The organism is Vibrio sp. DNB22_10_4 (assembly GCF_052879755.1).
The window spans coordinates 246,801-259,924 of sequence record NZ_JBNNXW010000001.1 but is presented as its reverse complement, the minus strand read 5'-3'; the positions used below and the strand labels follow the sequence as shown (position 1 = coordinate 259,924).

Here is a 13,124-nt window from a genome sequence, read left to right as displayed (position 1 = left end):
CATGAACTAAGACCAGGTAGGCTCTGAAGTACTTTGTATCAAGCCTTTTCTAGTGTCCTACGACGACGAACCCCCACTATTGAAAACACGGCAAGACCTAGCCCAAAAAACTCTTCAAGACCAACCGCACCACCACTACCGCTATCTCCGCCCCCAACTCCGGGCTTTGACTCAATCTTTTTCGGCAACACAATATCAAATAAGAGCGGATACCAGTCAGACATTTCACTCGTCTGATAGCTGATAGCAATACTCAGTGTTTCACCCTCTAAGTCTTCAGAAAAACTGGCTTGCAAATCGATCACGTTATTCTTCGCATCTGCTCGCTCCGACTCAAAGTTTAGCCCTGCAGATTGGTCAATCACTGCGGATGAAAGTTGCTGGTTACCCATCAATTGAATGCGACATAATCTTTCTTCCTCAATCTCACAGCTTTGAACAATAATTGGTGAGGCGTGTTTGACAACTTGAATCTCTTTTTCTGAAAAATCTTGATTCGAGATAGTTACGACATAATTACCAGCCTCGAAATCGCTAAAGTCTAGGATTGCCTGATCCCCACTTTGTTTAATATTCAATTCTTTACCAGCGACCTCGACTCGATAGCCTTCAAGAAGGCTAATGTCGCCAAGCACGACCTCGAATTCAGCAGGGGCTAGTGATACATTGTCTACATTGACAAAAATAGGCTCTTTGCGAAATAAATGACGGATATCGAAATTAACTGTAGTTTTACTCACCGCCTTCTCATAATTCTCGCCCGTCCAGCTTAGCGAAGGCTCTGTAATCAGTAGCTCTACCGGAATGGCTTTCGCGTGAAATAGCCAGCGCTCATAACCATACTCCTCAACAACGCGACCAGCGAGATCATCGGCAAGCTTTTGAGTGAACTCTCGTTCTGAGTACTTGGATGTAGCACTCAGGTGAACTCCATCGCTCTGCACCTCAATCGAGATATCAAAGTAGTTACCAAGCCAGTCCAATTGACGATGATCCGTTTCATAGGCCAAATCGTCGAAATTCACCGCCGTAGAAGACCTCAAGCAGCTGTAACCATTTGGATCTGGCTGAATACAGGGGGCTAAAGAAGACACCAAATACAATTTGGAATCTTCACTTAGAGGGGCTGACAACCCCACTTGAGCGGCAGTCGTATTATTAATTTGAGGTACATAGGTATTACTTGCATCCGATACGAGGTTAGATGCTTGCTTTGTCGGTACCAGGACAGAACCTAACACCGACTTTCTTACCCCTTCCGCACCTTCAATCTTGTACATCCCTATCACGCTGACACACTCTCGATAGTTATCATCAAGAGTGACATCAAGATAGTTATTATCCGTAACGGTGACAGCACCACCCTCGTAGTCATACTCATCGGGAAAATCGAGTCGATCGCAATCGGAACTACGAAAAATCTCATAACGACTCGATACATCAGGCCACTCCACACGATAGCCGTCCGAATTTTGAGACAATGAGAGAGACTTCATATCGTAACGCTGATGGATCATGTCTTGCTCGGCGATTCGTAGGAATGCCGCCATATCCGCACTGTCTTCCGCACCAGCAGCACGGCCGAGATCAATTCCATGAAGTTTTTTCGAATTCGAAAAGCTTACTACCGCTTCACAATAGCTGTTTGCTGTTTCCCAGCAAGATGAATAGTAGGCCATGATGCTATAAAGGCTTTCTGAGGAGTTAATATAGCCATAGTTAATAGCACCAAAATGATGTTCGCCACCAGCTCCCCAACCACCAGTCTCTAGGGTGTATCTATCGTGATTTGCCCCTAAATTATGCCCGGTTTCATGAGCACTAACGCGGCCATTACCAATCGTATTCGCTTTCACTAAATTAAAGTACGGTGGATCACTGTAGTAATCAGGTCGATTGATGTTATCTTCGTCATAGCCTAAACCACTATAGGCTACACCACCCCAACCACTGTTTAAGTTGTTATCGGTAATAATCTGCACGACATCGATAGCATTGATTGCAATAAGACGTGACACTTCAGGTATTGCGCGTACAGCATCCCTCGTTTCAATTGTTCCAGACTCTTGAGGAAAATCAAAATCAGCGAATATAAGGCGATTTTTGATCCCTTTTTTCATATCTGTTTCATTAAAAGCTCGTTCAGCATTCACAAGATCTGCTTGCAATAGTTCTCTAGCTACTGCGATATTCTCAGGTGTTACCTCACTGTCCCCAGTCAAATAACGGACGGTGGAATGATCGAACACCACTATTTGATGAACTGTATCGCGCTTAATAGGTGGTGCAGGTAAAGATTGATCTGCTTGAATGAAAGATTGATAGTAGGGAGAAAAATAACGAGTTCTAGATTGTGCTTGCGTATAGTGAACAATATTATCTTCAATTAGATGCGGCCGAACTCGCGAACGCACAGAATAGTCGTCATTTCGCCAAGTCACGGTGTAAGTAGCTTGCTTCCAATGCAACTGCGCCACCAGCTTATCGTCCACTAAAGCAATTGAACTAAGGTTGTTGTCCTTCTCGCCCTGATATTTGAGAGCACCGATAAGACGATTACCTTTGCGATCTGCCACTTCAAACTGCATCTGCTTCATCGCTATGGATGGTAAATCAACGACTGCAGGAAGCTCAGCAAAGCCATTTTCCAGTTCATGCCATGACTGATGTGCAAAAGTACTAAATGAGCATACAGCAAGCATGCTCGTGCTCGCTACCTTAATTAACGTAGGTAGCTGGGACTGTTTAAATTTCATTATTGACATCCATTTCCGAATTATCGTTACAGTAAGTTCATTAACTACGACTTACTTGGACACCAATGTAACATCACTTCCATTAATAATATAAACACGAGCATTATAGTGAGATGCATTTATCACTAATGACAATGCATATTAAGAACACCAGTCACTAAAAATCAATTATCATTCACCCATCAAATATCCCGGGCAAGGATAATTACCACGGATTATTTATTAGTTTTAGATTTATTCTATTAAAAAAACGCCGCTAACTTAAGCGGCGTTTTTTCTAGCATTATGTTTAAGCTGTTTCCACCGTTCTCACCGGCGCTGGGTTGCGAATCAAGAAATCAAACGCGCCCAAGCTCGCTTTTGCACCTTCGCCCATTGCGATGATGATTTGCTTGTAAGGAACGGTGGTGACATCACCCGCCGCAAACACGCCTTTCAAGCTGGTTGCGCCGTGGGCATCGACTTCAATCTCACCGCGTGGCGATAGTGCTACCTTTGTACCTTTTAGCCATTCACTGTTTGGCACTAGACCGATTTGAACAAAGATACCAGCAAGCTCGATTTGCTTGATTTGATCTGTGTTGCGGTCTTTATACTCAAGACCTGTCACTCGAGTGCCATCACCTAACACTTCCGTGGTTTGAGCCATCGTGATGATATCAATGTTTGGCATGCTGTTGGCTTTGTCGATAAGCACTTGGTCTGCACGAAGTACATCCGCAAATTCCAGAACCGTAACGTGCTCAACAATACCCGCTAAGTCAATCGCTGCTTCAATGCCTGAGTTACCACCACCGATAACGGCTGTGCGCTTGCCTTTGAATAGTGGGCCATCACAGTGTGGGCAGTAAGCCACGCCTTTGTTGCGGTACTCTTGCTCACCAGGAACGTTCATTTCACGCCAGCGTGCACCAGTACTTGTGATGACAGAGCGAGCTTTTAGCACCGCGCCACTTTCTAAAACTACGTGAGTGTAACCGTCATCGGTATCTTCTGCGTCAATGATATTTGCTGCACGCTGCTCAGTGATGACTTCAACGCCGTACTCTTTAACGTGCTCTTCTAAACTAGCCACCAGCTTAGGTCCTGTGGTCGCTTTCACTGAAATAAAGTTCTCGATTGCCATGGTATCCATCACCTGACCACCGAAGCGATCTGCGACAACACCAGTGCGAATACCTTTACGCGCTGCATAGATAGCCGCAGAAGAGCCCGCAGGGCCACCGCCTACAACCAGTACATCAAACGGTGCGGTTTCGTTTAGCTGATTGGCTTTTTTCTCCGCTGCACCTGTGTCGACTTTGTTTAGAATTTCATTCAGTGACATGCGGCCTTGGCCGAACAGTTCACCGTTAATGAACACGCTTGGTACCGCCATAATATCGCGCTGTTTTACTTCATCTTGGAATGCAGCACCGTCGATCATAGTGACGTTTACCAGTGGGTTAATTGCAGCCATCATGTTGAAGGCTTGAACCACTTCTGGACAGTTCTGGCATGACAGCGAGATAAAGATCTCAACATCTAATGGTGAGTTCAGCTGTGCGATTTGCTCAATGGTTTCGGCTTCTAGCTTGATTGGGTGACCACCTGTGTGCAGTAGCGCTAGCACCAGTGATGTAAATTCGTGACCCATTGGCAGGCCGGCAAAACCGATTGCAGTGCCCTTCTCTGGGTTTACAACGCGCATGACTGGCTTGCGCGGGCTTACAGCGTCGTCGCGAACGACGTCAATTTTGCTGCTAAGTGATGCGATGTCATTAGCAAGAGATTCGATCTTGCTTGCCGTATCACTGTCATCAAGACTTAGAACCAATTGAACTTGGGTTTTAACGTTTTCTAGATACGCTTTTAATTGCTGCTTCATTGCTTGATCTAACATACTGATACCTATTCTATAAGACTGCTTAACATCAGAAGGAATTTAAAAAGGGATAACGAAAAGGGGACCCTTTTGATGTTGAATTAATAATGTATTTAAAGGGTGCACGCCCCCACTTTTACAAGCCAATGGTAGAAGCCATAAAAGTGACTACGGGGCGTGCAACACGGACACGAATGCCGTTTATTGCTGCGTTTTGTTAAGCTCTACGAGCGTTTAGATTTTGCCAACTAGGTCTAGAGATGGTGCTAGTGTTTCTTCACCTTCTTTCCATTTCGCTGGGCAAACTTCACCTGGGTTAGCCGCTACGTATTGTGCTGCTTTCACTTTACGCATTAGGTCTTCTGCGTCACGGCCAATACCTTCTGCTGTGATTTCCATTGCTTGGATAACGCCTTCTGGGTCAACAAGGAACGTTGCACGGTCTGCTAGACCTTGACCTTCACGCATTACACCGAAGTTGTTAGTGATAGTGCCTGTTTGGTCGCCAACCATGTAGTAGTTGATTTTGCCGATAGTGTCTGAGCTGTCGTGCCACGCTTTATGCGTGAAGTGCGTATCTGTTGATACTGAGTAAACCTCAACACCGCGCTCTTGAAGCTCTGCATAGTGGTCTGCAAGGTCACCAAGCTCTGTTGGACAAACAAACGTGAAGTCCGCTGGGTAAAAGAAGAATACTGCCCATTTGCCTTTCACGTCTTGCTCTGTGATTTCTACAAAGTCGCCCTGTTTGAATGCTGTTGCTGAAAATGGCTTGATAGTGGTGTTAATCATAATTTCTACTCTCTCAAAGTGTTTGTGTTGCGCTGTCCTGCGCCGATGTAGATAGTTTGCAACAGCCGCTTGTTTTTGAAAATTCGTCCTTTCCTATTCATTTGATAGGAGATTCCTATTAAGTTTGTGCGGGTATTATCAACGACATAAAAAAGCCCCCTCCAGAGTTGAGGGGGCTGATATTTCATATGTTTAAACGAAGCTGAAGAGGTTACTCGGCAGCAATCACTACCGTTGCTGGCATCCCTGTGAAAAGGTCGTGCCTGCCTTGATACGCTTTGTCCTGCTGGTCTGGGAGTTCGATAGTCAACTCCGATTGATTGCCATAACCATTCACTGTCACGGTTTGCCCCGCTAAATGCTCGATACGATGACCCTGAGTTTGGTAATCATACTGACCAGAGCGAAGACCGCGATTGATGGTAAGGTTTAACGTATTACGGTCATTGCGATCAACATGATGCAGCGGATCTTGCACCGATACAGACCAGCTATCACCATTGCGCTCTAGGAGAACCAACGCCGGTTTGTCGACGCTCACGTTAAGCGGCTCACCACCCTGAGTGGCAATACTTTCACTACCAGCTTGATGAAAGGCCATAGCGACAACTTCTCTATTCGCATCCACTCTGTAGTAAACCACGTGGCTCAATTCGTTGGTTCTAACAACCAACTGCTGCTTCAGCTGCTCGACCAACTCTGGCATTTGCTCAGCAGAGACGTTTGGAATCGCGATATATTGATAGCTTGAACCGACGCCTTCGCCACTTGGGTGCTGACCATGGTCAATCGCAATGTGGAACACCGACTGGGTATCACCATGAGTGCTGTTAATGGCATCGCCACCACGCAGCATCACCGATGTTTCTGAGCTCGCTAGCACCACATACCCCATTTTATCCTGATGGAACCAAGCGCTGTCTTGAACCGACAATGTGTCGTCGAGGTAGTCGCCTTCATCAACGCTTTGTTGATCGCCACCATCAATTTGATAGGTCAACGGCGTATCCCATGCCGCCTGATCTAAGGTAGTAATGATGTTGCCGACTTCCCAGCCGTCGCCATTTTTGGTTCTTGTCACCTTAGATCCCAGCGCCACTGCCATGTTATCGATAAACGCTACCGACTTATTCGCAGAGGCAGAGTTATAAGGCGCTTCGCTGTCGTACTTAAATGAGGCAAAACCATGATTGCCATTAGAGATCACGCCGGAGTAATGTTTAGGGTTAAAGAGTTTGAAATCACTCTTCATTGGCAGTTCATCAACTCTAAGCTCCTCTGTTAGACCAGGTAAAGCATGCCAATCCCAGCTGTCCATGACCTTAGAGTACTCATCACCATCAACAAGCAATTGCAGAACACCACCACCATTGTGATAACCGACATCCGGTTCAAAACTCTCTGCCCCCATAGAACGCGATGAATTCATTTTGAACGACATATAGTACGCCGGCGTTTGCTGTCCAGACTGTCTTTGCACCATGAAATCGCTGTTCCAGTAAGCACGATTCACCGTCGCTTCATGGGTATTGTTTTCTAGGTTATTGCGAAAGTTCACCAGTTCTGTTTCGCGGCGGATCTCTGTATCACTGCTTTTCGCCTCCAAAACGGTATCAATCCCTTTGATAAGCTTGGTAAATCCGAAAATAGGCGTGATATCCGAGGCATGACTACGACCAGCCGTCTGAAAATCTAGGCCACCGCGATAGACGAAATTTGGGTAACTATCGAGTACGAAATCTGCCGACTGATTGTAAGTGGCATTGCTCAGCTTCCACGGCGTGTCAGCAAGGATACCAACCACTTCCGAAGGCGTTCCCGCCATCCACTCAAAGCCATACGCAAAGAACGCCATGTCTTGTCTCGCCCCAACGTGATGGGAGACCGTACCATCAGGTAAAATCCCCGATTGACCGTATTTAAAGGCATAACGAGTATTGGTCTCTAGCCACATTTTTAGGTCGTACAAGGCTCCTTTGGGTGTCCATTCCGGTAACAATGAGGTGTTTTGCGCAGCAAACGGAGCATAGTCGCCATACCACCAAGGCTGGTACGTCAGCGGCTGATTATAATCACTCCACAATACACTCATCATGAGCCAAGTTCGCATACGGTGATGACGGTTTGCATCCGCCCAAGCACCAGGGCTGTGTTTTAAATCCTGTTGTAGATAGTAGCGGTTATATTCTGGTTGGCGCTGACGATAGGGAAGATCAAATGCGATTTGCAGCAGCGCTTGAAAGCTCTCTTTAGCTTGCTTCGCTTGGGTATCACCCCGAGAAATATCTCGATTCATCACGGGTGACATCACAAAACCAGCAGCACTAATAGGATCGGTAAATCGCCATTGGTGGGTCACCATATTGTGCATCAGAGTAGGCGTATTCGCGAAATCCTTCAGCGGGAAGTGCGCCGTGTAACGACTGATCGCTTTGTATAGCGCGCTCAGTAAACGCTGACGTTCAAACGCTTCCCCTTGATAGCCGAACTGGTCACTGTAAGTTAACGCATAAGCCAACGCATTAATTTGATTAGCTGCTAGCATCAGTTCCTTGCCAAGCACGCGCGGTCGAATATCCAAAAGCTCATCTTCGTTTCTTGCATGGTAGAACTCCATACCTTCAAACGCACCATCGTTGTCGTTGAGCTCTTGAATGTAATCTTCTATCTCGCCGTCGGTATACACAAAAGCGCCTTGCAGACGCCTGTTGCCCTCAAGGAAAGACATGGCACGTTGATGCAAAAGATCCCACTGCGTCTGATGAACCACATTAATCGTAATAGTCCGCTTCTCTACTTGAGCCTCTCCATGTTTCAACACCACGTCAATGGGATATTGACCCATAGACAAACCTGCGTCTTCACTAAGTACGAACTCACCAAACAATCTACCGTTTTCATCACGCTGATTTCTTAGCATAAATGGTGAATGTTGACCTCCTGCAATTTCGTAGTGCAGAGCGTCGCTTAATTGGCTTGGCTTGTAGTTCAGCGGATGATTGAGGCGACCGACGACCCTTTCGCCAACCTTGGCGTCGACGCTAATATCAAAGTATTCATGATCATAACTGGCAACTGCGAGAGCTTGGGTCTGGGACGACACTGACGTTCGCGCTTCAAGTAATTCCATAAAAGGCAGATCAGAAGCATGTAGAGGGGAATTGAAACCGAGTACGACAAGGCATGCCAATCGAGTTTTGTTGAGCATTGAGATTCTCTATTTTTATTGGAACAGGAGCGGAGAATCTAATGGCTCGACGTTATAAATTTAAGTCAAGTTTTTGTTATTAAATCAGTTATTTACCTCACCTATATATACTCAGCTCAAGTTAAAGACAGGTTTGCAAATACAATGTTGCGAGCAAAGGCTTGGAGATTCATACCCAGAATACGTCCTCTACCGAACCGGCTCTCAGACGACTAATAACTCAATTCTTCTGAATGCACCTCTCAGTTTCACATTCCGAGACCGATGACTTATCCATAACCGCCGCCAATAGCTTATCCCTAACTCGCTAATAATAAATTCGCAAATTAGAGACAGCGCTTTTTTAGAAGTGCGTCACATTACTACTAGACTTAATTCTGTGAAAGCAACGGAGTGCCACAAATGAAAACCACCATCTTAGTGATTCTTAGCTTATTCTGCGCCGCCGTCATCGCGCAGGATAGTGACATTACTGTCACGGGGGAGACATTCGAAATCCAAGTAGGCAGTAAAAGTGGAGATCGCGTGGTTGGTACCCTTGGTGCGAGCCGCAACGTCACAGGTTCCAGTTACAGTTTCTCACTGGTCGATAGTGGGGAGAGTTCGGCCTACCAAATAGAAACAGAGCTTGATTATGCCAATCGTCCACGAGGTGTGCTTTACGTCAAAGACAACAGCCAAGTAAGCGACGTAAACAACGTTTCGTTGACGGTTTTTCTCAATGACAGCAACGGGCTTGTGGCAACAAAAAACATCACTATACATCAGGTCAGCGAAACACAGTGGAGCAAGTATCTCTCCCATCTAAAAGAGTTCGTTCTGACCAGCAAAAGAATGTGGGGGGAGCGTTATTACACTTCGGATGAAGTAGCGGCACTGGTCAAAAGCATTAACGACAATGATGGGAAATTTATTGATTTAAAAGCATATACCAGCAGTCTTGGTGACAACAAGGCGACTCAAAACGGCAAAGACTTTGAAGAAGCCGTAAACCGCATTGGTGGGCTTGGTTACGCCTACCACAGCGAGAAAAGTGAAGAGCAAAAAGAAGTCCTGCGCGCTGCCATTGTGAAAGCATTCAATGCCTTTGTAGATCGCTTTCCTAGGCAAGGATTCGCCGATAATCGCAACATGACCCACGCCGATAGAACACATCAATGGCGTTTCACCGACGCACTCTCCTTGCCATTGGTTTACATCCTTGAAGATACTTTAAAAAAAGAGTTAGCAGGCGATGAGGACGCTAAAAAGTTTAGAAACAACGTTAACGCCCTTTATCAAATTGCCTTTGACCTGCCAGAGACAGACCGAGACCCTGAGCGTTTGCGCTACTTCATCGAAGATGATTTTGCAGCGTCGATGGGGACATGGTCTGACGCTAACCGAGGACACAGACTCCGCAGCTGGGCAGTCTACGTTGGCTTACTCGCAGACTACAACAAACCTATTACCGATGTGGCGTGGTGGTACACCGATTATGCCCCGCTAAAAGAAAAGGGCAGCACCCTCCTTCCGGGTTGGGAACCCAGTGGCAGCTTTAGTGATCTTAAAACTTGGCTCGACACAAACAGTCGACGCCCTCATCGATACGGTCAATCGGGTTTACTGCCTGATGGTTCGCTATCTCATCACGTTGGGCATCGACAAGACCTAGCCATGCTCGCGTACGGATTTGAATGGTACGCAGAGAGTGTCTTTGAAGTGGCAGAGCTATTAAATGGGACGGATTGGGAAATGAGCACGCTTCCTCTGGAAGAGTCTACTGAAGTAATGCTCTATACCTATAGCGCACTGCTGTTTAAAGATGTACTGGATTTCCAATCATTAGGTCGAACCTTCCTATCTAGCAATGCCAACAAGTTCGGTACTAAAAACCTATCCCGTTCTATTGAGCACATGGAAAAAGCAAGCGACGACCGAGCCTTCAAAGGCGATAAAGAACTCGACGCTCTGCACACTAGCCTAAATGATGAGTCACACAAAGCGCCCGGCACCCACGCATTTTGGAATGCTGACATGCTGGTGCACCGACGCATAGAAGACAGTACTGAGTGGTATTCATCATTTAAGATGCAATCTTCACGAACGCGAGGTGCAGAGAGCTTTAACAAAGACCCCGGAATGCATAACGGCTCCGGTATTCTACAAATTAAAGTGGATGGCAAAGAGTACGCTGATGCACGCTACAACTGGGACTGGCATGTTCTACCTGGACTTACCGAAGAGTGGAAAACCGACGCCATTCCGATGCAATCAGCAGAAAGCAAATTCAACCCTAGTGCGTTTGCAGGCACCTTGAGTGATGGTAACTACGGTATTGCGAGTTTCCATTATGGCAGCGAAAACTCATATACCAGCGCCGCCGCTAAGAAGAGCGCGTTCTTCTTAGATGACATGGTGATTGCGCTAGGTACGGACGTGGCACGTGTCGAGCGTGGCAATGATGAGAGCACTTACATGCCAATTGTCACCACTATCGACCAGCCAAGATGGCACGATACACTCACCTACTACACCCAAGAAAAAGGCGAGAAAACCGTGGCCTGCTGTATCGTTAAAGACAGTAAATTCAGCTCGGAGCATCCAACGTGGTTCCATCAAGGAGACGTCGGCTATATCACGATTCCGAAAACGGGTGAGAAACAGCGTCATACCTTGGTCACGGGGACATCCGTTGTCGATACCATCGATAGCATAGGCACTGAGAGCGTGTTTATTATTGCCCTCAACCATACGCCTAACCCAACAATCAAAGAAGACAGCTACCACTATGTTCTCGTGCCGAATGTCGAGGCAGACGTCATGCCCGATAAAGTCAAAAGCTACGGAGAAAACGTAACAGTCGTAAACACTGGTTCAGTGCAAGGCGTACACTACAAAGACAGCGCTAAGGAAGTGTATCAGTTGGTGTTCCACAAGGCAGGGAGTGTGACGCTCAGCGGTGCTACGTTTACCGCATCACAGCCTATGCTATTGCAACTTGCTAACAATGGCGGTTGGGTCGTCACTGCGCAAAACCCAGAGGCATTCAATAAGCACATTGATCACGAAGATGATAAGAACCATAAGTTTGAAGTCGTGCTTAAAGAAGGCGCACACACCCTTGATTTTACGACATCGCTTAGCCTTTCTACGGGTTCGTATCAGTACAAAACACAAGGGCTGAGTACCGACTTTGTAGACGGACAGACTGCAACGGTCACTGCTGTTGACAGTGGCGGCAGCCAAGTAAGCTTCAACATGCCAGATAATGTCGACAAGAAGGCTTATGAGTACCGCCAAGAGCTCTACTCAGGAATGCCCGCCAGTATTAGTCTAGGTGCTTCTAATTGACCCTCAGAGTCGGATAGAAACAAGAAGGGAGAGCACTTTTGCTCTCCCTTCTCTTTGTGCCTAAATAATTAGTTATCTGAGCTAGCTTCTACTTGCTTAGCACGCTTCGCTTCCTCTAACCACGAATCAAACAAAGCCCTGTTTTTTGTTATCCACGCTTGCATGTAGGCAACCGTATTGTGCTGACCCTTTTCAGTCTTGTGCAGTAAGTGATTTTCAGCGCTGACTTCATTAGGCTTTAGTTGAATGATTTCAAACAGGCGATGGACATCTGGATGAGCCAGAGCCAGTTCTTTATTGGCGACAATGCGCTGACTGTTCATCTCAAAGCCATAGTTTTTGCCATGGGGCAGTGTTGTATCTTTGTTTTCTGGCAGAGCCGAGAATGGCACCTCTAGCCAGACACTCTCTTTCTCAGGCTGAAGTTCATAACTAATCCAATGCGGTGTCCAAGTGTAGTAGAGAACCGATTTGCCAGCTCTTTGTTTGTCTATTACCGAATCCATCAAAGCATTGTAGTCACCTTGGATCTGCTCCACCGTATCAGAAAGTCCGTACCTTTTGATTTGATGATCGATAACTTTGGAACATACCCAATCAGGCTGACACCCGATAAGTTCAGCTTTGCCGTTACCGTCGTGATCGAACAATTTCGCGATAGCTGGGTCTTTCAATTGATCTATCGAAGACAACTTATGCTTGTCTGCCGTCGCCTTATCGATTTGATAACCTTGAGCTGATTGAGGGACGTAACTACCACCCACATAGACTCGCCCATCTTTATCACCACTACTAAGCAACTCTTGATGCGTTGGTAGCCATGCGGCCGCAAAAAAAGCACCAGAGTTCACTGAGACGTATTGATAAGCTTCCGCGTATGTCATGATTTTGGGTGCATTCACCTCATAGCCAAGCTCTTTAAGAGCATGCATCACAAGTTCAGTTTGAAAAGATTCTTCTTCTAATGAGGTTTTGATTGGCTGAAGCGTTGTTTGGGCAAAGGATGATAGTGGCAATAAAGCGGTGGTGCTCAGAGCACAAACGACGAAAAAATGAGACTGTTTAGGCATGAACTCACTCCATAAGTTTCAATGAATACAGGTTGTTGCTTGGCTTATATGCAACTTACAACCCTAACTATAGGAGCGTTCTTTCGAGGATGCGTAAATCT

Annotated in this window: 6 protein-coding genes; 1 reads left to right on the top strand and 5 read right to left on the bottom strand. The window is 46.3% G+C overall.

The features are described 5' to 3' along the window. Positions 1-38: 38 nt before the first annotated feature. The 4 genes from ACVA6Q_RS00980 to ACVA6Q_RS00965 all read right to left on the bottom strand — a co-directional run bounded on the left by ACVA6Q_RS00980 (position 39) and on the right by ACVA6Q_RS00965 (position 8,620). Entirely contained in the window at positions 39-2,756 is a 2,718-nt protein-coding gene (locus tag ACVA6Q_RS00980; RefSeq protein ID WP_446646157.1) for a M12 family metallo-peptidase, read from the bottom strand. Positions 2,757-3,045: 289 nt separating this feature from the next. Next, positions 3,046-4,638, bottom strand: coding sequence for an alkyl hydroperoxide reductase subunit F (gene ahpF, locus ACVA6Q_RS00975; protein ID WP_446646156.1), 1,593 nt, complete (start codon positions 4,636-4,638; stop codon positions 3,046-3,048). A 216-nt stretch (positions 4,639-4,854) separates the two neighbouring features. After that, positions 4,855-5,412: an alkyl hydroperoxide reductase subunit C gene (gene ahpC / locus ACVA6Q_RS00970; protein WP_042500071.1), complete on the bottom strand. Its 558-nt coding sequence runs from the start codon at positions 5,410-5,412 to the stop codon at positions 4,855-4,857. 211 nt (positions 5,413-5,623) lie between these two features. Then, positions 5,624-8,620 carry a polysaccharide lyase family 8 super-sandwich domain-containing protein gene (locus tag ACVA6Q_RS00965; protein ID WP_446646155.1) on the bottom strand — a complete coding sequence of 999 codons (2,997 nt, stop codon included), beginning with the start codon at positions 8,618-8,620 and terminating at the stop codon, positions 5,624-5,626. Between the two features lie 402 nt (positions 8,621-9,022). Between ACVA6Q_RS00965 and ACVA6Q_RS00960 the strand changes: the two genes are divergently transcribed. Beyond that, positions 9,023-11,953, top strand: coding sequence for a polysaccharide lyase family 8 super-sandwich domain-containing protein (locus tag ACVA6Q_RS00960; protein WP_446646154.1), 2,931 nt, complete (start codon positions 9,023-9,025; stop codon positions 11,951-11,953). Positions 11,954-12,021: 68 nt separating this feature from the next. Here the strand turns inward: ACVA6Q_RS00960 and proX are convergent, their stop codons facing one another. Further along, entirely contained in the window at positions 12,022-13,023 is a 1,002-nt protein-coding gene (gene proX, locus ACVA6Q_RS00955; protein ID WP_446646153.1) for a glycine betaine/L-proline ABC transporter substrate-binding protein ProX, read from the bottom strand. Positions 13,024-13,124: the final 101 nt, after the last annotated feature.

Bases quoted from the DNA above. Each gene is read 5' to 3' on its own strand.
- ACVA6Q_RS00980 (WP_446646157.1), bottom strand. From the start codon at position 2,756: ATGAAATTTAAACAGTCCCAGCTACCTACGTTAATTAAGGTAGCGAGC.
- ahpF (WP_446646156.1), bottom strand. From the start codon at position 4,638: ATGTTAGATCAAGCAATGAAGCAGCAATTAAAAGCGTATCTAGAAAAC.
- ahpC (WP_042500071.1), bottom strand. From the start codon at position 5,412: ATGATTAACACCACTATCAAGCCATTTTCAGCAACAGCATTCAAACAG.
- ACVA6Q_RS00965 (WP_446646155.1), bottom strand. From the start codon at position 8,620: ATGCTCAACAAAACTCGATTGGCATGCCTTGTCGTACTCGGTTTCAAT.
- ACVA6Q_RS00960 (WP_446646154.1), top strand. From the start codon at position 9,023: ATGAAAACCACCATCTTAGTGATTCTTAGCTTATTCTGCGCCGCCGTC.
- proX (WP_446646153.1), bottom strand. From the start codon at position 13,023: ATGCCTAAACAGTCTCATTTTTTCGTCGTTTGTGCTCTGAGCACCACC.